The sequence below is a fragment of the Rhodothermales bacterium genome (assembly GCA_039944855.1).
Taxonomy (GTDB): Bacteria; Bacteroidota; Rhodothermia; order Rhodothermales; family JANQRZ01; genus JBBSMX01.
The window spans coordinates 1-20630 of sequence record JBDUXZ010000022.1 but is presented as its reverse complement, the minus strand read 5'-3'; the positions used below and the strand labels follow the sequence as shown (position 1 = coordinate 20630).

Here is a 20630-nt window from a genome sequence, read left to right as displayed (position 1 = left end):
TCCCCCGCATGAGCAGGACTCCCCACATGAGCAGGACCGCGCTGGCCCTCGCCGCACTCCTCGGGCTGGCGATGCTCCGCCCGCTCGCCGCGCAGCCCGCCGTCGCCCCTGGCGACACCCTCGCCCTCAGCCTCTCCGACGCCCTCACCCGCGCGCTCTCGACGAGCGAGGAGATCGGGCTCGCCGAGTCGCAGATCGACCTCGCCGACGCACAGGTGCGTGAGGCCTACTCCTCGCTCTACCCGCAGATCGACGCGAGCGCCGGCTACACCCGCACCCTCCAGTCGTCGTTCGACACGGGCGGTGGCGCGGCTGTCCCGGACTCGCTCATGTTCAACCCGGACCCGACCCTCCCGCTGGAGGACCGCGTCGAGTACCTCGAACAGAACGCGCCGAACGCGGCGCTCGGCGCGCTCGGTGGTCTCTTCAGCGACCTCCCGTTCGGGCAGGAGAACACGTACTCCTTCGCGCTCAGCGGCTCGCAGGTGCTCTTCGCGCCGCAGGCCGGGGCCGGCATCCAGATCGCCCGGCACTTCCGCGACGCCGCCCGCTACAACTTCACCGAGGAGCAGGCCGATGTCCGGCTCCAGGTGGAGGAGGCCTACATCCAGGCCCTCCTCGCCGGCGAACTCGTGACGATCTCGAACGTCGCGCTCGAACAGGCGCAGGCGTTCCTCGATGAGGAGGAACTCCGCCTCCGCGCCGGCCGCGCCTCCGAACTGGAGGTGCTCCGCGCCGAGGTCGAGTTGGAGAACCTCCGCCCGCAGCTCGTCCAGGCGCAGAACGCGCTCGAGGTGTCCGTGCTCAACCTGAAGCGCCTCGCGAACATCCCGTACGACCAGCCCCTCGCGCTGACGACGCCGCTGACGCTGCCGCCCGCCGACGCGCTCGCCGACCCCGCGCTCGACCCCGAGGCCATCACGTCGGCGCGCGCGTCGGTGCTGGCGGCCCAGGAACAGGTCGAGATCCGCGAGGCACAGGTGCGGCTGGAGCGGGCGGCCTACCTCCCGCGTGTCGCCGCGAGCGCCAGCTACGCCCGCCAGCTTTTTGCCGACGGCATCTTCGACTTCGGCGGCGAGTGGCGGCCCGACTTCACCGTCGGCGTAGGCATCCAGATCCCCATCTTCAACGGGTTCCAGCGCTCGGCACGGGTGCAGCAGGCGCGTGTGCAACTGAGCCAGGCGGAGTACCAGCTGAGCCAGCTCCGCGAGGCCGTGCAGCTCCAGCTCGAACAGGCGCGCGGAGAGAAAGAGCGCGCCCGCTCGCTCATCGCCGCGCGGCAGCGGACGGTGGACCAGGCCGAGCGCGTCTACAACCTCACCACGCTCCAGTACGACGAGGGTGTCACGACGCAGCTCGACGTCTCGAACGCCCGCCTCGCCCTCCTCCAGGCCCGGAGCAACCTCGTCCAAGCCCTCGCCGACTTCTACCTCGCCGACTCCAACCTCGTCCGCGCCCAGGTCGCGCCCGGGCTGGGGAACGCGCAGCCCACGCTCCCCGAGAACGCCACGCCGGCGCCCGTCGAGCCTCCCGCGCCCGAGCCCTCCGACATCACCCCCGCCGACGACCTCGGCGACCAGTAGTCCCCACCCTCTCGCCCTCGAGTCCGACCGAGTATCTCCGATGAACGCTTTCCCTTTCCGCCTCCAGCGCCGCGCCGCGCTCGCCCTCGCGGCCATCGCCTTCGCGGTGGTCCCGTTCACCGGCTGCGGCGGCTCCGACGAGCCCGCCGAGATGGCGGCTGAATCCCGCGAGCTCGTGCTAGTCTCGTCCGACGTCGCCGCTGTCGAGCGCGGCGCCATCAGCGCCGGCGTTTCGCTTACCGGCAGCCTCGACCCCTACCGCGTCGTGGAGGTGAAGGCGCAGGTGTCCGGCACCATCGGCTCCGTCCGCGCGCAGGAAGGGGACCGTGTGGGGGACGGGGCCGTGCTGGCGACGATCACGGCGGAGGGCATCCGCAGCCAGGCGGCCAGCGCCCGCGCGGGCGTCGCCGCGGCCGAGGCCCAAGTCGCCCTCGCGCGCCGACAGTACGAGTCGGCGCAGACGCTCTACGAGGCCGGGGCGATGTCGCAGATCGAGTTCCAGAGCAACGAGACCCAGCTCGAAGCGGCGCAGGCCCAGCTCGAAGCGGCGCAGGCCCAGGCGACGGGGGCGGGCGAGCAGGCCTCCCGCACCGTCGTCAACTCGCCGATCTCTGGCGCTGTCAGCGATAAGGTGGTCGAGCTCGGCGAGGCCGTGACCCCTGGCCAGACGCTCTTCACCGTCGTCAACACGAGCGCGCTCGAACTCGAAGGGCAAGTCGGCGTGGACCAGGCCGCGCAGATCTCGGTGGGCGACCCCGTCGAGTTCCGCATCGACGCCTACCCCGGCCAGACCTTCCGCGGCACCGTCTCGCGCATCCAACCGACGGCCGACCCGGCCACGCGCCAGGTCGGCGTGTTCCTCCGGCTCGACAACCCCGGCAACCTCGTCGGCGGCCTCTTCGCCACGGGCACCGTCGTGTCGGAGACGCTGGAGGAGGAACTGCTTGTTCCTGCCACCGCCCTCCGCGAGGCCGACGGCGTGTCCTACGTGCTCACCGTCGAAGGCGGCGTGATCCGGCGCCGCCAGGTCGCCGTCGTCGCGAGGGACCCCGCCCGCGGCGTCGTCGCCGTCAGCGGCGACCTCGCCGCCGGCGAGACCGTGATCGTAGCCCCGACGACCGACACCGTGGCCGGCGCGCGCGTCCGCACCTCCGGCACGGCAAGCCCCGCTCGCTCCACCACCGACTCCGAATAACCGAGCCCGCCCCTCCTATGAAGGACCCGAATACGCACCCCAACGCCGGGCGGCCGCCCTCCGAGAACCCCGGCTACCACGAAGCCGAGATCCCCGATCCGGCCGTGGAGTCCGAGGACCCGTCCCGTTTCACCGGGCTGAGCGGTGTTGCCATCCGGCGGCCCGTCTTTACGGCGATGGTCATGATCGGCCTCGTAGTGCTCGGGCTGTTCTCGCTGCGGAACCTCCCGATCGACCAGTTCCCCGACATCGAGATCCCCATCGTCTCCGTCACGACGGTCTACCCCGGCGCGAGCCCGGAGACCATCGAGCGCGAGGTGTCCGAGCGGCTGGAGCAGGCGTTCAACCCCGTCCAGGGCGTCGACGGCATCACCTCGATCTCGCTGGAGGGCGTCTCCCAGATCATCGTCGAGTTCGACCTCGACCGCGACGTGGACGACGCCGCCAACGACATCCGCGCCAAGATCGAGACCGTCCGCCGCGAGCTCCCGCTCGACATCGAGCAGCCGCTCGTGCAGACGTTCGACCCGGCGGCGCAGCCCATCGTCTCGCTCGCCGTCTCGTCCGACGAGACCCCCATCCAGGACCTGACGGCGCTGGCCGACGAAGAGATCCGGCGGACGCTCGAAGCCGTCCCCGGCGTGGGCGAGGTCCAGGTCGCCGGCGGGCTCGCCCGCGAGATCCGCGTCAACGTCGACCCGGCGCGGCTGCAGGCGCGGGGGGTGAGCGTGAACGAGGTCATCGGGGCGCTCCAGACGCAGAACCTCGAAGTCCCGGCCGGCCGCGTCGAGCGCGGCACGGGCGAGCAGCTCGTCCGCGTCGTCGGTCGCATCGTCGACCCGGAGCAGTTCAACGACCTCGTCGTCGCCAACCGGGGCGGCACGCCCATCCGGCTCGGCGACGTGGCGAGCGTCGAGGACGCCACGGAGGAGGAGCGGTCCGTCGCGCTCGTGAACGGCCGCCGTGCCGTCGCGCTCGACATCCTCAAGGTGAGCGGGGCCAACACGGTCGACGTGGCCGAAGGGGTGATCGAGACCGTCGCAGAGCTACAAGCCGCGCTGCCGGCGGGGGCCGAGCTGCAGGTCATCCGCGACAACTCCGTCTCGATCCGCCACTCCGTCGAGGACACGCTCTTCGAGTTGATCCTCGGGGCCATCCTCACGGTCGTCATCGTGATGCTCTTCCTCAACGACGCGAAGGCCACGGTCATCACGTCGCTCGCGCTGCCGATCTCGGTCATCGCCTCGTTCATCCTGATGGGCGCGCTCGGGTTCACGCTCAACGTGATCTCGCTCCTCGCGCTCTCGCTCTCGATCGGGATCCTGATCGACGACGCCATCGTGGTCATCGAGAACATCGTGCGCCACCGCGAGCTGGGGCGGGGCTACTTCGCCGCCGCCGGCGACGGCACGCGGGAGATCTTCCTCGCCGTCATGGCGACGACGCTCTCGATCGTGGCCGTGTTCGTGCCGGTCGCGTTCATGGGAGGCATCATCGGGCGGTTCTTCTTCCAGTTCGGGATGACGGTCGCCTTCGCCGTGCTCGTCTCACTCTTCGTCGCGTTCACGCTCACGCCGATGATGGCGGCGCACTGGGGCGTGGACCCCCACGTCGAGGGCACGCATGGGCGCTCGAAGAACCCGCTCAAGCGCGGCATCTCGGCCTTCAACCGGTGGTTCGACCGGACGGCCCAGAAGTACAGCGGGATCATCGAGTGGGCGCTCCGGCACCGCAAGACGACCATCGCCGGCACGGTCGCCGTCTTCGTCGGGACCCTGATGCTGTTCCCGCTCATCGGCGGCGGCTTCCTCCCGCCGCAGGACCAGAGCCAGTTCGCCGTCACGTTCGAGACGCCGGACGGCTCCAGCCTCGCCTACACCCGCGAGAAGGCCGAGCAGGTCGGGGCCATCATCGCCGAGCTCCCCGGCGTGGAGTACACCTACACGACCGTCGGCGCCGGGCAGACGGGGACGGTCACTTCGGGCCAGGTGTTCGTCGCCCTCGTCAGCCCCAGCGAACGTGACGCCTCGCAGCAGGCGCTGATGGCGGAGACCCGCGAGCGGATCGCGCCGGTCTTCGGCGTGCAGACGTCCGTGCTCGACGCCGGCGGCCTCGGCGGGGCGCAGGCGCCGCTGGCCGTCGAGGTGCGTGGGCCGGACGTGGAGGGGCTCCAGGCCCTCGCCCAGCAGGTCGAAGCTGAGGTCGCCGCGCTGCCCGAGATCGTGGACGTGCAGAACTCGCTCGGCCAGCCCCGGCCCGAATACCGGATCGACGTCAACCGCGACGTGGCCAACGAGCTCGGCCTCACGGTCGGGCAGGTGGCCGGGACGGTCCGGCCCGTGCTCGCGGGGCAGGACGTGACGACGTGGCAGGACCCGACGGGCGAGGAGCGCGACGTCGTCGTGCAGGTGGCGCCGGCGCTGCGGCAGTCCGTCGAGGACATCGCGCAGATCCCGATCGCCACGCCGACGGGCGGCTCCGTGCCGCTCTCCCAGATCGCGCGGATCGAGGAGGGCACGGCGCCCTCGCAGATCGACCGGAGCGACCTCCAGCGGACGGCGACGATCTCCGGCAGCCCGGCCCCCGGCCTCTCCGTCTCCGAGGCGACGGCCGCCATCCAGGCCCGCGTCGACGGGATGGACATCCCGCCGGGCTACACCGTCGGCTTCGGCGGCGAGACGGAGCAGCTGGCCGAGACGGCCGGCTACGTGCTCCAGGCGATCCTGCTGGCCATCATCCTCATCTTCCTCATCCTCGCCTCGCAGTTCGAGTCGGTCACGCAGCCGTTCGCGATCATGCTCTCGCTGCCGCTCTCGCTCATCGGCGTGCTCCTCGGGCTGCTCGTCGCCGGCGACACGCTCAACATGATGTCGATGATCGGGGTGATCCTCCTCTTCGGGCTCGTGGTGAAGAACGCGATCCTCCTCGTGGACAACGCCAACGAGCGAAGGCGCGCGGGCACCGAGCGCTTCCGGGCGCTCGTCGAGGCCGGGCAGGTCCGCCTCCGCCCCATCATCATGACGACGCTGGCGATGATCGCGGGGATGCTCCCGAGCTCGCTCGCGCTCGGCGAGGGCGGCGCCTTCCGCGCGCCGATGTCGCGCGCGGTGATCGGCGGCCTCATCACGTCGACGATCCTGACGCTCATCGTCGTGCCCGTCGCGTACACGTACTTCGACGACCTTGGTAGCTGGGTCCGCCGGAAGTTCGGTGGACGCCAGAAAGGGCATACAGTGAGGCCGGAGGCGACCGAACGCCCCTCGCCCGCCCTCGAACCCGTGCCCGCCGTGAGCGAGCAGGGCTGATCCCCTGTACAGCCATGGATCTCAATGCTGAGCCGCTCGAGGCCATCCTGGAGGAGGCTATGCGCTCCTCCGTTGCCGACACAATGCTGCACGACTTGGCCCGCGAGTGCCCGACCGTAGCCCTCCATCTTGATGGTGTGCAGTGTCATAAACGGCCCCCATGGCACGGTCTGCACGGCGCTCTCCTGGGCGGTCAATACGGCTCACATGTGAAGATGCCGTCATCCCAGAACCCGTTCCGGTATCTGTGTCTCGTTACCCCCACCGCTACAGCTTTCGAGACGCGGCAGGAGCGTCTTCACCCCCGGCGCTCCGAGTGTGAGTCTGGCTTCCGATAATTGAAACTTATCGGAAACTGATGAGCCTCAGAGCCCTGTCTTGGGGTAACCGCTTCCACCTACTGCTCTACTTCTTCGCCTCGTGAGTTCGCTCGTTTTATCCACAACGGGGGCGAGCCTGTTACAGGAGGATTAGAGGATGGGTATTACAGGATGGTGGGGCTCGTATTCGCCGGCCGGAGCGGGGGTTGGGACTCTATAGTTATAAGGTGATGGGGTCCGTATTCAGCGCAGCGGCGGACCCCATACATACAGGCTGATGGGGTCCGTATTCGATGATGGGGCTGCTATTCGGGACGTGATGGGGTTCGTATTCGTGGATAACACAGGGTAGATCGTCTCGACGGTGATCCGTGGCATGCGCCGTCGCTCGGCCCTGGGCGGTCTCCTTCACAGGGAATACGACCGATGCCACGCCGATACACGTGCGTTGCTCCTTGCCCCTGACCCTTAGCCGGCTGCGCGCCCCAGTGGGACGGGGTCCAACGGGTTTCCCGGAAGCCGAGGCGGCCGGGGTTACCGGGACGTAGATAGCGGGACGGGTTCTGGTACGACCATGCCAGCGCAGATGACCCGGATGACGCGATTGAGACGGAGTCCCCGTGGGTGTGCCACGGGGGCCGTTTATGACACGCCCTGCATAGGGAGAGCGGCCAACCTCCTTCTCATCGACGTCTCGCTCCCAGGCATGAGCGAGATCGACCTCGTGGGCGAGATAGCAGCGCGGTGGCCGACGCTTCGGTGCATCATCAGGGATATCTATATAGATGGTAGTAGGACGACATCGGTCGACTCCACGTGGGTTGGCCCGGCCTCCGGCTCGGGCCGTGTGCGGATGAAAGGGCTAACGGACCGGCCAGTGGCCGGTCCATCAGTATGGATGAGTCGGGACACTAAACCCTTTGAGGTCCCCGCTATCACAGGGGGATCAAGGTAGCTGGCCACCCCGGCTCGCCCCTCAGTCGGATCGTGTGGGACGACGACATGAAAGGCATTGACAGGAAGACTACGTGTCACCCACTTAACCCGCTGCCTGGTGGCGGGTCTAGGATGGTAAAAGGGGCACAGCCTCGGTACGCCCTGGCTTCCCCTCTGCACCAGGCGCATCGTACTACATTCACCTAAACCCAACAGTATACCATTATGCCAACCGCACATGAAGTCCGGCCCAAGAACTGGGTTGTGGGAAAAGTCCTGTACGACGATGGCGATTCCTCTGTGGTATTCGGTTCCGCTTACGGGATCGCGACTCCCCTTATTCCTATCCCGACCTCGGAATCCGCTGGAACGGAGCTTTTGGCCATCCCGGCCAGCCCAACCACGCAGGCCGGCCCACATGGCACGCCGTTCCGGAGTTCCTCCATGAGGACGTCATCCAAGCAGTCAGGAGACAGCTCCTCTACCTCCGAGAGGCAGTAGGCGTTGACATCACGGAGAAACTGGGAGCCTGTGATATGGCCTACCGCCACCTCATCGACAAGCCGAGAGACCAGAAGATCTCCGACGCAGTGCTGGGTAGGCTTTAGCGACAGCTGGTTCCGCCGCTGAGGAACGCTGTCGCAAGCAACATGCAATAGCAGACCTAGTACGAACTGTGAACAACGGGTGGGTCGAACACGGCTCGTGATGAACCAGCCCGGCGGGTGACTGAAACCGCCTCTTCAATACGACCGCGGCACCCCGCCCCACCTCGTGCAGACGAGCGCCGTGCAGACGAGCGCGCTATCGGATCGACGGTAGCTCCTGAGGGCTACTCGGAGAGCTCGAGCGGTACCGACGTATAGAAGACGCGGTAGGGGATGCCGCCCTCGGTCCGGCCCATGCGGTAGGGATGACTGACCCCGGCGCTGTCCGTGCGATGTCGACCGTCGCCCCCATTTCGGTCCACGCGCTCCTTACCGCTCCAGAACACGTGCCACCGCCCCTGCGCCTGGACGGCGCCGATGCTCCCGCGGGTGTACGAGAGGTGGGGCGTGAGCACGCGCTCTTCCGCGCTCCCCTCCTCGCCCAGGCGGGCCACGATCAGGTCGTTGTTCGCCCACCTCGGGTTGCCGCCCTTGAAGAGCGTCAAGGCGAAGGAGTACCCCCACCACTCCACCTCCTGATGCCGCTGGTCCACCCAGAGCGCGAGGGGTGCCTCGGGAGCGTCCGCCGGTTCCGGCCGGCCGTGTGAGAGGGGGCTGGGGGGCGGTCGATGTGCAGGGGCCGGACTGGGAGCGCCCGGAGCGGAGAGGAAGTCGAAGGCGAGCGGCGTCGAACCGGTGAGGGTGAAAGCGGGGGACCAGGCCTGACCCGGCACCGAGGCCCCACCGAGCGCCCGCTCAACTCCCCGTGCTTCCAGGCACTGGAGGCCGCGCCCGCCGTAGCATAGGTAGAGGTCGTGGCCGCTCCGCACCAAGCGGGGGGCTGTTACCAGGACCGCGCTTCGCTGCTGCTCGGCGAGGACGTAGGCGTCCGTGTTGAGCGTGATCGGCTCCGACCACGTGGCCCCCCCGTCGAGGCTCGTCGCGACCCGGAGCAGGTCGCCCCGTCGGTAGCGCTCGCTCCAGCACAGGACGAGCGCGCCGTGGAAGTCCACGACCGAGGGGGCGGACCCGAGCCTCCCCTCGGTGTCGGCCACGGCGACCGGGGGCGTCCACCGCTCCCCCAGGTCGTCGCTGTGGGAGAAGTAGATCCGGTGCGGCGGCTCCACGAGGGTGCTCCCCCCGTCGGTCACGTACGACTCTTGGTGGAGGTACACGAGGTACACGTCGCCCCCGCTGCCCCTGTGGAGGGTGGACCGGTCCCCGAGGTAGATGTAGGGTACGCCCTGCGAGGGCCTCCCGCTCACCCGGACCTCCCCGGGGTAGCTCGCGGCGGTGTCGCGGCTCACGACGTCGCGGCTTCCGGGATCGCGGCTTACGGTGGCGCGGCCGAAGGCATCGCGGCCGAAGGCGTAGGCGGGCTCGGACCACGTCGCGCCGCCGTCCTCGCTGACCCGGCGTTCGAGCCCTTCGCCCCGGACGAAGAGGACGACCCGGTCCCCGTCGGCGAAGAGCGTGGGGACGCCATCGCCCTGTAGCGTCTGGGGAGCGGACCAGTCCGCCCCCTCCCTCGCCCGACGGGTGAAGCGGAGTCCCTCGTCCTGGTCCCACGCGAGGTAGAGAGCTCCCTCGTCCGAGGCCGCGACGGTGAACGATAGGGGCTCTGAGCTCGACGGACCGGGAACCGTAGCGACGTCGTAGGCCGGTCCCGGGTGGGATGGGCGGAGCGCCAAGTGGATCCCAGGGAATCCGAGTACGAGAACCAGCACGGCAAGGCCGCCGGCCGCGACCGCTAAGGTGAGGAGACGTCCGCCGCTACTCATCGCACACCGGGGCTTGGGTTGTGGTCGAACGGGCCTGCTAAGGCCGAGGGGCATCAGGTGGTGTCACCGATCCGCCCGGCCAGAAACGTTACGCATCCTACCGCCCCCTACGTTGCGACCGAGCGGTCGATCTGAAGGAACTCGATGGGCGCCCCGCCCTCTTCGATGAACGCGACGAAGACGCCGGGAGACGGGCTGTTCGGCTCGATGATGACGCGCTTGCCTGCGAGCGCCGCGTCCAGGTCGTCGACCTCGAACGCCACGTGGGGGACCCTCTTGACGAGGTCCGGGAAGTCCGCGTCGTCGTCGAAGCGGATCCACTCGATCCCGTACTCGCTCGCCTCGAACCCGGAGGCGTACATCTTCAGGTGCGGGATGTAGACCTCGCCCGGACGGGGCGTGTCGGTTGGGATGCCGAGGTGGTGGTATCGCCTCATACGCTGGATCGCGGTACATTTGGCAGTTCAGCCGCACCGGGCATGCGGCCGTTTGGCGAGCAAAACCTTGCAGCCCGGCGTCGGCTGCGACTGCGGGTTGGGCGGCTCGCTACGTGGGACGCGCTTGTCGCGTGGATCTCCTAAGCCCCTCCAAAGAGCGCGTAGACCCCAGCGCCTATGAAGATGGTGCCGAATACCTTTGGCATGATGCGGTTCCACCGCTCAGGGAGACGGCGCGAGAGAGAGGGGCGCAGTCGGAACGGGTTCCGCTCGTAAGGGCGGAGCCACCCAGAGAGGCCGAGGCCTGAGGCAAGCAGGAAGATGAGCAACCCCCGGCCTGTAGATTCCGCCTCCGAGGGCCCAGCCAGCCTAGCCGCGCGCTCTTCCGGGATGGCATCCGGGGGAGGCGCGCCGAGGGGTACCTCCCAGAATAGAGCGGCACCGACCATGACCACACCGAAGGCGATGAGCAGGGCGCCTATCCCCTTCGGGATGGCGCGGTTGACACGCTCAGAGAATAGCTTGGCGACCCCGGCCTTAAGGCGGAAGAGGTTCCAGCGGTAGGGGAGGAACCAAGCGAGGAGGCCGAGCGCGATCGCACCGAGGCCGACGATGATCGAAGCGAGGAGTTCGTCCGACATGATCACTGGGGCGGGGGAGGAGTAACCTCGTGAGAGGATCGCCGGAGCGAGGTGCCTTCTTAAGCCGCCCAACAGAGTTGCCCTTCACCCGCCGCACCACGCGACGAGCGGGCAAGGGAAGGTAGATGGCGGCGGTGAGGGACGCAAACGGGTGAAGGTGCGGTCGACGTGCGAGGGCGGGTTAGACTTCCCCACCGTCCAGCGCCTCCAAGAGCTCCCGCGCTCGTTCGCGCACGGTGGCGTAAGGGTCGTACCCGTCGTCGAAGACGGGTAGTTCCGCGAGGAGGGTGAGCAGCCCTTCGTCGGCGACGACGGCTTCGTTCTCCAGCAGGGCCCACCCGAGGCCGGAGTGGATGTAGTCGTAGAGCCCCCGGGCGACGCGCGAGAGCACGTCGCGGGGGACGTCAGGATCGCGGGCCAGCACCGGGAGGAACGCGTAGCGGTACGCCCACGCATCCACCGCTTCGAAGCGCGCGAAGAGCTCGGCGGTGTAGAGAGCGGCGTCGGCCTCCCCGAAGTCGTACGCGACGAACGGACTCCGTCCCGGGAGGTCCGGCACCAGCCATCCCACCGCCTCCCCTCGTCGGAGACCGTGAGCCGTCGCGTAGAAACACCCGCTTGGGCAATCCATCGGGGGGCCGTAGGAGACGGTGAAGAGGTCGATGTCTTCGCCGTCACCGGCGGCCAGATCGAAGACGCGGACCGGCTGGGGATCGGGGAGGTCGTGTCCGGCGACGAACGCGGCGATCACAGCTGGGACTTCCGCATCGCTGTCGAAGTAGTCACACCCGAGCAACACGGCCGAGAGGAGGATCGGGAGGATGAACTTGGACACGGTGGGCATATGGAAGTCTAACATGAGGCCGCTCACCCGCGCCGGGCGGCAGAGCGTTTGGAAGGGGCAACGTAGGCGCTACCGATGGAAAGTGGCAAGGCGGTGGAGCCCGGCATCGGTTGCGAGCGCGGGTTGGGTAGAAACCGGCGGGGCCTTACCTCGGAACCTCGCCCACGAACCTCACCGCTGCGGCCTTCTCGAACGTGACCACGTGTACCGGAGAGATGAGCATGTCGCAGGTCACCCCTCCCTCCACTTCCAGTCGCCCCACTCGCACCACGGCGGTATCGTCGTCGAGCGAAACAGAGCGTACGAGGCGGGCGAGGTTCGAACACCCGCTCATGCCACCGCCGAGGAATGCGGCCGCGGCGGTCTTGTCGGCGAAGTCGATCTCGGGAGGTGGGATGGGGTTGCCTTCGCTATCGGACGCGCTAGTGTGGTCGTACCAGAAAGCCTCCCAGGACGCGGCATCGTTGAACACGGCCGTGCCTGCTTCCGGAAGCCGCAGCCACTCCGCTTGCGGGACGTTCGTGAAGGGCACCTCGTCGTCCAAGCCGAGGAGACTACAGGCCGGGAGCGTGAGGAGCAGGGAGAGGGCGGCGAGGGTTCTCATTTCGGTTCACGTCCGTCGTAGTAGGGCGCACAAATAGCTGAAGGGAGACGGTGGTTCGCAAGGCAGGAGTTTCTGCCCAACGGAGTTGCCCTTCACCCGCCGCACCACGCGACGGGCAGGCAGGGCAAAGTAGGTGGTCACGCTAGGGGAGGCAAGCGGGTGAAGGTGCGGTCGGCGTGCGAGGGCGGGTTGGGCCGCCGTGGAGACCCCGTCCGCCTCATCACTCGACCACCACGCCGACGAACGTAGCCGAGCGCGATTCGGCTCCCCCGCAGTCGCCGAACCTGGCCACGCCGTAGACGCCGAGGCTCACGAGACGGCCGTCCGTGGGAAGGGGGCTGCTGAGGGTGTCGATCACGACCGTCCGCTCCAGGGTGTAGCGACCGGTCTCCGTCGTGAGGCGTCGACTGAAGAGGGTGTCCAAGTCGGGACGGCCGAGCGAGTCCCGGGCGGAGGTGAGGAGGAGCGCGCCGATCTCCGTCACGTTCGAGTCGGCGTCGATCTCCGCTCGGAACGCGAACGGCTGACCGAGGCGGAGGGTGTCGCCGTAGCTAGGGGCGACGACCCGCCCACGGAAGCGGCCTTCGTCGGTAGCGTCGATGAGGCAGATGCCGGAGTCGCCCGGGCTCGCATCGCAGGCTGCGAGAGTGAGAGCGAGCGCTGCGATGACAAGGAGGCGCGCAGGCATAGCGAGATGTGTAGAGGCGGCCCAACCACTGATTAGGTGCCCTTCGGGCGTGTTGTATCGCGCCCTCTGGCCGCATAAGCAACACGAGGAGGTTACGGGGAGCGGTGGCCTGTGTCTAATGAGGAGCAGCCCGGAGGGCCTCCTGCGCCGCGACAGGGCCGCCTTGCGCCGACAAGATAAGCGCCCGGACCCGGATCGCAACCCGCCCGCGCCCTGCGCAATTGCGCCCACCGGCGGCATAAGCGACACACCTGAGTGGGCGCCCGATTCGGAGCCGGATTCGGAGCCCGATCGGGACGGGAGGAGTCGTCTTTGTCTGCGGAGTCGGCCGCGACCGGCTAACGTACAGATCTGCGCGGATCGGCCCGCGGCCCTTCTCGGTGTTTGGCCGGCGAAGAGCGATGCCCTCCACCCTGGTATGGAGCGGGGGAGAGGCGAGGCTAAATAGACGCCGATGCGTACGAGCCTTGCAGCGTGGGGTCGGACTGCACCACTGGGTTGTGCCGCCCGGATCACTCCCGTACGAACTGGTACCAGGAGAAGAACCGCTCGTACTCATCGCCGTCCCCGTCCGCGTCCTGCACATCAGCGGCGCCGCCGTCCCAGAGCACGACCCCGCGCTCTTCAATCTGGACGTGTCCCACGGTCGCCGGAAGCTCCTCGACCACCTCGTAGTTGAGGTGCATCCGATCTCCCACGGGGTAGAACCCCGACGAGGACTCCTCCACGCGGAGCTCCACGAAGGACCCGCCCGCGTCGAATCCCGCCACGTAGTTCCCGGAGGCTCGGCCGCTCCCGGACGTGTCGCCGGTTCGGATTTCGAACTCGTCGGGGTCGGTGAAGCGCAGCGTGTGCCCCTCGAACCGACTGGAGTACGCCGGGTCGAAGAGGCTGTCTCCGAGCGTCCGCCACGAGGCCGCGGCGCGGTAGTCCCCCTCAGCGATAGCCCCACGCTCCTCTTCGAAGAGCGCACAGCCGCTCATGGCGAACAGCGTGGCGGTAGCGATGAGGGAAAGAGAGCGGGCGTTCATAGGATGGGAACGGTGGGCGCGCAGGTCACCGGTAGAGACGCGTGGAGCGCGCTCGGAGTAACGGGCCATGCCGCCGGGCACCGCGGTCCGGCATCCCGTCGCAATAAAGAGGATCGCGACGGGCAGCGCGAGGAGGGACTGGGGTATGGCGCAACGAGCGGGAGCTAAGCGCACGGGTAGAGAGGGCTACGGCGACAGCGCTGCCGTCGAGCCTGCGACGACGCCCGATGCCGTACCGCGTCGTCACGATGGCCGAGTCTACGCCCGGCGCTTGCGCTTCCCCCCGGCGATGATGCGAGTCGGCCGAGATCGCGTTGCGAGTCCGCACGCTCCGTGAAACGAGTCGCCAGCGAACGCGACGATGAGCGCAGCTCCTTCCGGAGGCGCTCGCGGTCGGAGGCCCGGCGCATCGCGCCGAGGATGTCGTCGTGGTCCCCCGGGGCGAGCCCGGGAAGGCGAGCCCGGAGAGGGCGGGGCCGACGCGGGGGCGACGTGAGGAGCCCGCTGGAGTGGGCTCGATTCGGCGGGGTCTTGGGGTTCGAGGGCGTCCTGGAGAGCGGTCCGATCGGGGTCATTATAATGTATGAGAATGAACCTTCTCAGCAGTTGTACCTTCACCTCACCCGATGTCGCCGCAGACCGAGTCTCCCGTGTGTCATCGATGTGAAGAGGACGAACGTTATGCAATAACGGAATGAACGAACTCACCCCTGCCAACTCCGCCGCCCTCACTATCGAGGTCGAGCGCCGCCGCGGCCCTGACCCCGCCACGGTCTACCTCGCCCGCCTCGCGCCGGGGAGCCGCCGCACCATGCGCGGCGCGCTCCGAACCATCGCCTCGGTCTGCGTGCCCGACGCCGATCCGCCCCCGGAGCCCGAGGCGTTCCCGTGGGAGCGGCTCCGGGCCGAGCACGCGAAGGCCATCCGCGCCGCGCTCGCCGAGCGCTACAAGTACTCCACCGTGAACAAGATGCTCTCGGCGCTCCGCGGCGTGCTCCGCGAGGCGTGGGAGCTCGGGCTCATGGAGACCGACCATTACCACCGCGCCGCGGCCGTACGCGCGGTGAAGGGCCAGCGGGCGAGCCAGGCGACGGGGCGCTCCCTCGCGCGGGCCGAGCTCCGCGCCCTCATCGAGGCGTGCCTCCGTCCTACCCCGCCGAGGAAGGGTGCGCCGGCGGTCGTGACAGCGAAGGGGCGGCGGGACGCCGCCCTCGTCGCGCTCGGGTACGGGTGCGGGCTCCGGCGGGAGGAGCTCGCCGGACTCGCCGTCGGCGACCTCGACCTCGCACAGCGGCGCGTGCTCGTGCGCGGGAAGGGGAACAAGGAGCGCGTCGTGCCGATCCCGCCGGGGGCGTTCCACGCGCTCCGGGACTACCTGGACGTACGGCTGCAGAGCGCCGGGGGCGACGCGACGACGGACGACGAGGGGGTAGCGACGGCCGCTGCGGGAGGCACCCCTCCCCCCTCGCCTATATATAAGGTGTCGGGGGCTGCGGATTCCCCCCACGGCGACCTCCCCCTGTTCGTGCGCGCCAGGCGGGGGGGCGCGCTCGACCGAGCGGCCGACGCCCTCACGGGGCAGGCGGTCTACCACGTGCTCCGGACGCGGGCGGCCGAGGCCGGCGTCGCCGCCTTCAGCCCCCACGACCTCCGGCGGAGCTACGTCGGCGACCTCCTCGACGAGGGGGCCGACCTCTCCGTGGCGCAACAGCTCGCCGGCCACGCGAGCCCGACGACGACGGCGGGGTACGACCGGCGCGGGGAGCGGGCGAAGGAGCAGGCGGCCTCCCGCCTCGACGTGCCGTACGATTAAAACCTTGAAGGGCGCATCCCTTTGATAGAAAGGGCTCTAGTACCGGGTATAAACTGAACGCCAGGAAGAACCTCGTAGGACGTCGATCGACCAAGCGATGTGCTTTGAGCACCATCTACCCCTCGTGCAACGGACCCCAGCTATGTCCGGCGAGCAGGACGGCGGCGGGATCTTGTAGCGGCCCGGAGTAGGTTGCAGATCGCACCCCGCCGCTGCTCCGTGTAAATTGTACACGGTTCGCTCCCCCCTGTAGCCCCCGAGTAAGTCTGCTCCGTGCGGTAGGATCAGGGACGAGCCGGTAAGGCGGAGCCGGTAAGGCGGAGCCGGTCGAGCGACTTCGTGGGCCCTCCCTTTGGCTCGGCCTCCGACGGCGCACGGCTCTCGAGGCTCTTCGACGACGTCTCGGACGGGATCTCCGACGATGGCGGCGGCCGGCTCCATGGGTCCAGGGCGAGGTTGTTGGCGGTTGAGATCGGGCGCGCGCTCGATCACGCGATCGAGCGTGTCGCTTATGCGGCCGGCGGGCGCATTTGCGCAGGGCGCGGGCGGGTTGCGATCCGGGCCCGGGCGCTTATCTTGTCGGCGCAAGGCGGCCCTATAGCGGCGTAGGTGGCCCTCCGGGGCGTACCTCGTAAGACACGGACCGCCGCTCCCCGTAGCCTCCCCGTGTTGCTTATGCGGCCAGAGGGCGCGTTACAACACGCCCACAGGGCACCTAAGCAGGGGTTATGATGCACTCCCAATGCGCCACATGAAGAGCATCTTCTGCGTCATCGGCTTGTTGCTTTCAGCCACTGTCCTCTCCTCGTGCTCTGTTTTCGGCGACGAACCCTACCCAAGGGCCGAGCAAAACTTCTTCTTCTCGGCCCGCCCCAGCTTCATATGTGATCCCGAGTGCGGGTGGGAAATGGAAGCCGAAGTCGTCGCCAAGGCCGACTCCTCCTATGGATTCGGCGAGGGACTCACCCGGTTCGTTGCCCTTGACCTCCCCGACCACGCCCTCCACCTCGTCAACGTCGGCGTGAGCGCGGCGGAACTTCCCCTCGATGTCGGCCAGCGCTACCGGTTTGAGGCCGACGCCATCTTCTACGGCCTCGTCTTCCCCAATCCTACCGCCCTCCGGGTGAGCGACGACGAAGGCCTCGCCTTCTACGGCGTGAGCGTCGCCGCCCTCCCCGGCACCGACGATTCCGGAACCGGGCTCGACGAGGTTCTGCTTCTCCCCGACGGATGGGGGCTCCGCTTCGAAGATACAGGGCGTGAGGCCGAGGTGGGGTGCGGTACCGCAACGGCATACCGCGCTATCGTTGAGCACGACGGCTCGCGCATCCGCCTCTTACAGGGGGAGCGGGGCACGCTCGGGGGCTACGACGTGGAGGTCCGAGTCTCCAGCCGCATGGTGTACGACGGCTCATGCATCGACGGGTACTCGCACGAGTTCAGCATGGTGATCGCCCGCCGGGCATCATAACCCGCCGCAGCACGCCGACACCGGGCTCCACGGTTTTGCTCGTCTGAACGTCGGCGTCTACTTTGCCACTGTCAACGGTCGCGCTGCCCGGCGCGGGTGAGCGGCCTCATGTTCTGCCGCCTTCGCAGTCACGCCTTTCTGCCTTGCCCTCATATGAGCAGTTCCAGAGCTTACTGGCCGACTCCAAACCTTCCTGCTCCGTCTATGATGCGCCTCCTGTTGACCCTCGCTCTACTCCTCCCCCTCGCCGCGTGCGACACCTTCTCCGCTGGGGACGCCGACCCCGCCCGCATCCGGACCGACGCCGAAGCGTACACCGCCCGCGTCGCTGACCGCATCGTGGAGCTCTCGCTCGCCTTTACCTACGTCAACGTATCCGGCCGCACGGCGTACCTCCACGGGTGTGGGGGCCCTGCGCCGCCTTCCATCGAGAAGCGGGTCGGGGAGGAGTGGGTCAACGTCTACAACCCCGTCGTAGCCCTGTGCCAATCGCCACTGACGCCGGTCGCCCCAGGCGATACGTACCGCTACGAGTTCACTCCACGCGCCGGACTCCCGGGCAGCAACGTCGTTCCGGAGTGGGACGCGGATGGCGTAGAGGGAACGTACCGTCTGGTCTGGAGCGTGGAGGAGCGAGGCGACCGTCGGCGAGCGATCTCGAACGAGTTCGAGTTGTCGGTGGAGGACGGCAACTGAGTTGGCTCCGGCGGCAGAACCCGCCGTCGCAGGCCGACCTGCCGCTCGACGGTCTTGCCTTCCTCACCGTCACTCTCTAAGTTGCTCGCTCACCCGTTTGCGCCGCGTCGGCGGCTGAACGGCCAAATTGTTCTACGGCGCTGCTACCGCTATGCCATCCTTCGGCTACGTCGTTGAACTACTCCGGGCCGCGCAGCGAGACCCCAGGCGACTCGGACCTGCGCTGGCTGCGGCCGAGGAACTCGAGTTCAACGACGAGGCCGAGTATCAGAGCCTCGCTGAGCCAGTGCAAGCAGCCCTTGACGACTTGACTTTGGACCTCGACTACTACGAGCCAGACCCGACCGTGCGGAGCCAGCACTCGGTCTACTTTGGTCCGGACGAGCTCATAGCGAGGGTCGAGCGGTTCCTATCCCGAATCGACGAGGCGACGCCGTAGAACCCGCCACTGCAGGCCGACCTTTGTCGCGAGCGTTCTCAGCTCCGGTGTGAGGCCCGCGCTATCATCGCTCGTCACATCCCCCGTGCCGCCAGCCAAAGGCGGCTGAACGGCAACTCTGTTAGCCAGCACCCTCTCATGCGCACCGCCTTCCTCGGCGCGGCCCTTCTCGCGGCCCTCCTGCCGACCGCAGCGGCCCAAGCCCCGGCTAGCTTCTTCGTCGAGCCGAGCGCCGGCGTAGCGTGGGTGCTCGGCGAGCCCACGCCCACGGTCGGGGTCCGCGCCGGGCGCGCCAGCGCTGCGGGCTTCGGGTACGACTTCGGCGTGGACGCCGCCCTTCGGTCAGTCGAGACGCACACGCCCAGCGGCCACCTCGACGCCTCCGTCGACCGCCTCGTCCGAGGTTCGGCCGCCCTCCGCTACGGCGGTGCGCTGCTCCCGCGCGTGCGCTACGACCTCGGCGCTGCGGTGGCGGCCGGCACGACGGACGCGTTGGACTGCGACGGCGGGGACGCCTGCGTCGGCACGGGCCTGTTCCTTGGCGTGGGGCCGGAGGTGGGGCTGACGGCCGTGCTGACGGGCCGGCTCGGGCTCCGGCTAGCGGCGACTTACGCCCACAGCGTCTCGCCGGGAGGCCCGGACGGGCTCAGCGGGCTCGCCCTCGGCGTCGGGCTCCGCACGTCGCTCCGGTGAGAGCGCGGGGCGGGGGGGGGCCGCGCTGGGGTGTCGGCTAACCCGCCCTCCCACGCCGACCGCACCTCGACCCGTTTGCGTCCCTCACCATCACCGCCTACTTTGCCCTGCCTGCCCGTCCCGTGTTGCGGCGGGTGAAGCGCCACACTGTTAGGCAGAAGCGCCAAGCGGAGTGCCTTGACTAGATACTCCCACTTCGCCGGTCCTGCCTTCCGATAGCTACCCCAAGCCATGCGTACGCTCATCTCACTCTTTCCGCTTGCGTTTGTGCTCCTCAGCGCGGGGTGTGACGCGATCCAGTCCGGCAACTGTACGGCTGAAGCGGAGCCTGCCATAGAGGTCGAAGTGATCGACGCCGCTACGGGCGAGCCCGCTGCCGAAGGGGCGACCGGCGTCGTGACCGAAGGCGCTTACTCCGATTCCCTCATCGTCATTGGCATCAACGCCGACAACCAAGAGTTCCTGTTAGGGGGTGCTTACGAGCGGACCGGCACCTACGATGTGAGAGTGGAGAAGGAGGGTTATCAGACGTGGACACGCGAAGGCGTCCGAGTCCGTGGCGACGACTGCGGTCCTCGGACCGTTCGTTTGACAGCTCAGCTTGAGCAAGATTAAGGCCTCTGCCACCCGCTTCTGCCTAACCCCGCGTCCCAGGCCGACACCGGGCTCCACGGCTTTGCCTGTCTCGACGTCGGCGCCTACTTTACCCCCGTTCAGGTTCTACCGCCCGGTGCGGCTGAACGCTATCCTGTTCTGCCGCCTCGAACCTTGCCGTTCCTGCTGGCCTCATGTTACGTGCTGCGCTCCTAATCACTTTCGCTTTCGGCCTTGCCTGCCAGGCAAGGCCGCCTGAAACCCCTCCGGCAACCCGCTCCTCCGGGGAGCCGTCGAGGCAGGAGGCCCCCACTCCCGACACGGCAGACCTCGCACTGCCCACTCCGCGAGAGACCTCGCTCGCCACCGACGAGAGCGCTTACGCCCCCGGTGATTCCCTCGCGCTCCTCCTGTTCGCAGCCGAGCCCTTGGAGTACAACCTGTGCGGGGCCCGGCTGGAGCGGCTGGAAGGGCCGGCGTGGGTGCCGGTGCGGGAGGAGTACGTCTACCTCAGCGAGGAGGATCGGCGTGTGGGAGCGATCCCCTTCTGCCCCGACATCGCATACCGGGTGGAGGCGAGCAACACCGCGCGGTACGCGGTACGGCTGAGCGATGCGCTCCCACCCGGGACGTACCGGCTGTCCGACGTGGTGCGCCCGGTGGAAGTGGCCGGAAGCGGGCGTCCGGAGCGAGCGGCGTCTGGGCAAGCGAGGCGGGACACGCTGTTCACGCCACCCTTCCAGATCCGGCCGTAGTACCGGAGCTCCGGCGGCAGAACCCCCATAACAAGGTGGTTTGTCAAGAGGCACGGTTCGATTTCACAAAGGCGTACGGGGTCCGGCGTCGTACGAAGGCACGACGCGGCTCCAAGAGCGCAGCGCCACCTTCCTAGATCTCTCAGGTCTCCGCCAG

The 20630-nt window shown here is 68.3% G+C and carries 17 protein-coding genes; 10 read left to right on the top strand and 7 right to left on the bottom strand.

Going from position 1 to position 20630, the window contains the following annotated elements; translation table 11 throughout:
• The first annotated feature begins 8 nt into the window (after positions 1 to 8).
• From ABJF88_11600 to ABJF88_11590, 3 genes are read left to right on the top strand one after another with little or no spacing between them, the layout of a single operon-like run.
• Entirely contained in the window at positions 9 to 1583 is a 1575-nt protein-coding gene (locus tag ABJF88_11600) for a TolC family protein (GenBank protein ID MEP0547568.1), read from the top strand.
• 40 nt (positions 1584 to 1623) lie between these two features.
• Positions 1624 to 2778, top strand: coding sequence for an efflux RND transporter periplasmic adaptor subunit (locus tag ABJF88_11595; protein ID MEP0547567.1), 1155 nt, complete (start codon positions 1624 to 1626; stop codon positions 2776 to 2778).
• A 17-nt stretch (positions 2779 to 2795) separates the two neighbouring features.
• Complete coding sequence (locus ABJF88_11590) at positions 2796 to 6083, top strand: efflux RND transporter permease subunit (protein MEP0547566.1); 3288 nt, start codon at positions 2796 to 2798, stop codon at positions 6081 to 6083.
• A 2088-nt stretch (positions 6084 to 8171) separates the two neighbouring features.
• On the opposite strand, the gene ABJF88_11585 is transcribed toward ABJF88_11590, so the two are convergent.
• The 7 genes from ABJF88_11585 to ABJF88_11555 all read right to left on the bottom strand — a co-directional run bounded on the left by ABJF88_11585 (position 8172) and on the right by ABJF88_11555 (position 14012).
• On the bottom strand, positions 8172 to 9677 hold the full coding sequence (locus ABJF88_11585) for a sialidase family protein (GenBank protein MEP0547565.1): 1506 nt from the start codon (positions 9675 to 9677) through the stop codon (positions 8172 to 8174).
• A 197-nt stretch (positions 9678 to 9874) separates the two neighbouring features.
• On the bottom strand, positions 9875 to 10204 hold the full coding sequence (locus ABJF88_11580; protein ID MEP0547564.1) for a hypothetical protein: 330 nt from the start codon (positions 10202 to 10204) through the stop codon (positions 9875 to 9877).
• A gap of 140 nt (positions 10205 to 10344) precedes the next feature.
• A complete protein-coding gene (locus ABJF88_11575) occupies positions 10345 to 10845 on the bottom strand; it encodes a hypothetical protein (protein MEP0547563.1) in 501 nt (166 codons plus the stop codon).
• Between the two features lie 181 nt (positions 10846 to 11026).
• Positions 11027 to 11689, bottom strand: a complete 663-nt coding sequence (locus ABJF88_11570; protein ID MEP0547562.1) for a hypothetical protein — start codon at positions 11687 to 11689, stop codon at positions 11027 to 11029.
• A 145-nt stretch (positions 11690 to 11834) separates the two neighbouring features.
• A complete protein-coding gene (locus ABJF88_11565; protein ID MEP0547561.1) occupies positions 11835 to 12293 on the bottom strand; it encodes a hypothetical protein in 459 nt (152 codons plus the stop codon).
• Positions 12294 to 12513: 220 nt separating this feature from the next.
• Complete coding sequence (locus ABJF88_11560; protein ID MEP0547560.1) at positions 12514 to 12981, bottom strand: hypothetical protein; 468 nt, start codon at positions 12979 to 12981, stop codon at positions 12514 to 12516.
• 512 nt (positions 12982 to 13493) lie between these two features.
• Positions 13494 to 14012, bottom strand: coding sequence for a hypothetical protein (locus ABJF88_11555; protein MEP0547559.1), 519 nt, complete (start codon positions 14010 to 14012; stop codon positions 13494 to 13496).
• A gap of 694 nt (positions 14013 to 14706) precedes the next feature.
• Here ABJF88_11555 and ABJF88_11550 point away from each other — a divergent pair.
• The 7 genes from ABJF88_11550 (at position 14707) to ABJF88_11520 (ending at position 20473) form a co-directional block, all read left to right on the top strand.
• Positions 14707 to 15825, top strand: coding sequence for a tyrosine-type recombinase/integrase (locus ABJF88_11550; protein MEP0547558.1), 1119 nt, complete (start codon positions 14707 to 14709; stop codon positions 15823 to 15825).
• 751 nt (positions 15826 to 16576) lie between these two features.
• Positions 16577 to 17296 carry a hypothetical protein gene (locus tag ABJF88_11545; protein ID MEP0547557.1) on the top strand — a complete coding sequence of 240 codons (720 nt, stop codon included), beginning with the start codon at positions 16577 to 16579 and terminating at the stop codon, positions 17294 to 17296.
• 204 nt (positions 17297 to 17500) lie between these two features.
• Entirely contained in the window at positions 17501 to 17992 is a 492-nt protein-coding gene (locus ABJF88_11540; GenBank protein ID MEP0547556.1) for a hypothetical protein, read from the top strand.
• A gap of 151 nt (positions 17993 to 18143) precedes the next feature.
• Positions 18144 to 18431: a hypothetical protein gene (locus ABJF88_11535; protein ID MEP0547555.1), complete on the top strand. Its 288-nt coding sequence runs from the start codon at positions 18144 to 18146 to the stop codon at positions 18429 to 18431.
• Between the two features lie 138 nt (positions 18432 to 18569).
• Positions 18570 to 19124: a hypothetical protein gene (locus ABJF88_11530; protein MEP0547554.1), complete on the top strand. Its 555-nt coding sequence runs from the start codon at positions 18570 to 18572 to the stop codon at positions 19122 to 19124.
• Between the two features lie 231 nt (positions 19125 to 19355).
• On the top strand, positions 19356 to 19739 hold the full coding sequence (locus ABJF88_11525) for a hypothetical protein (protein ID MEP0547553.1): 384 nt from the start codon (positions 19356 to 19358) through the stop codon (positions 19737 to 19739).
• Positions 19740 to 19912: 173 nt separating this feature from the next.
• Positions 19913 to 20473, top strand: coding sequence for a hypothetical protein (locus ABJF88_11520; protein ID MEP0547552.1), 561 nt, complete (start codon positions 19913 to 19915; stop codon positions 20471 to 20473).
• Positions 20474 to 20630 lie beyond the last annotated feature (157 nt).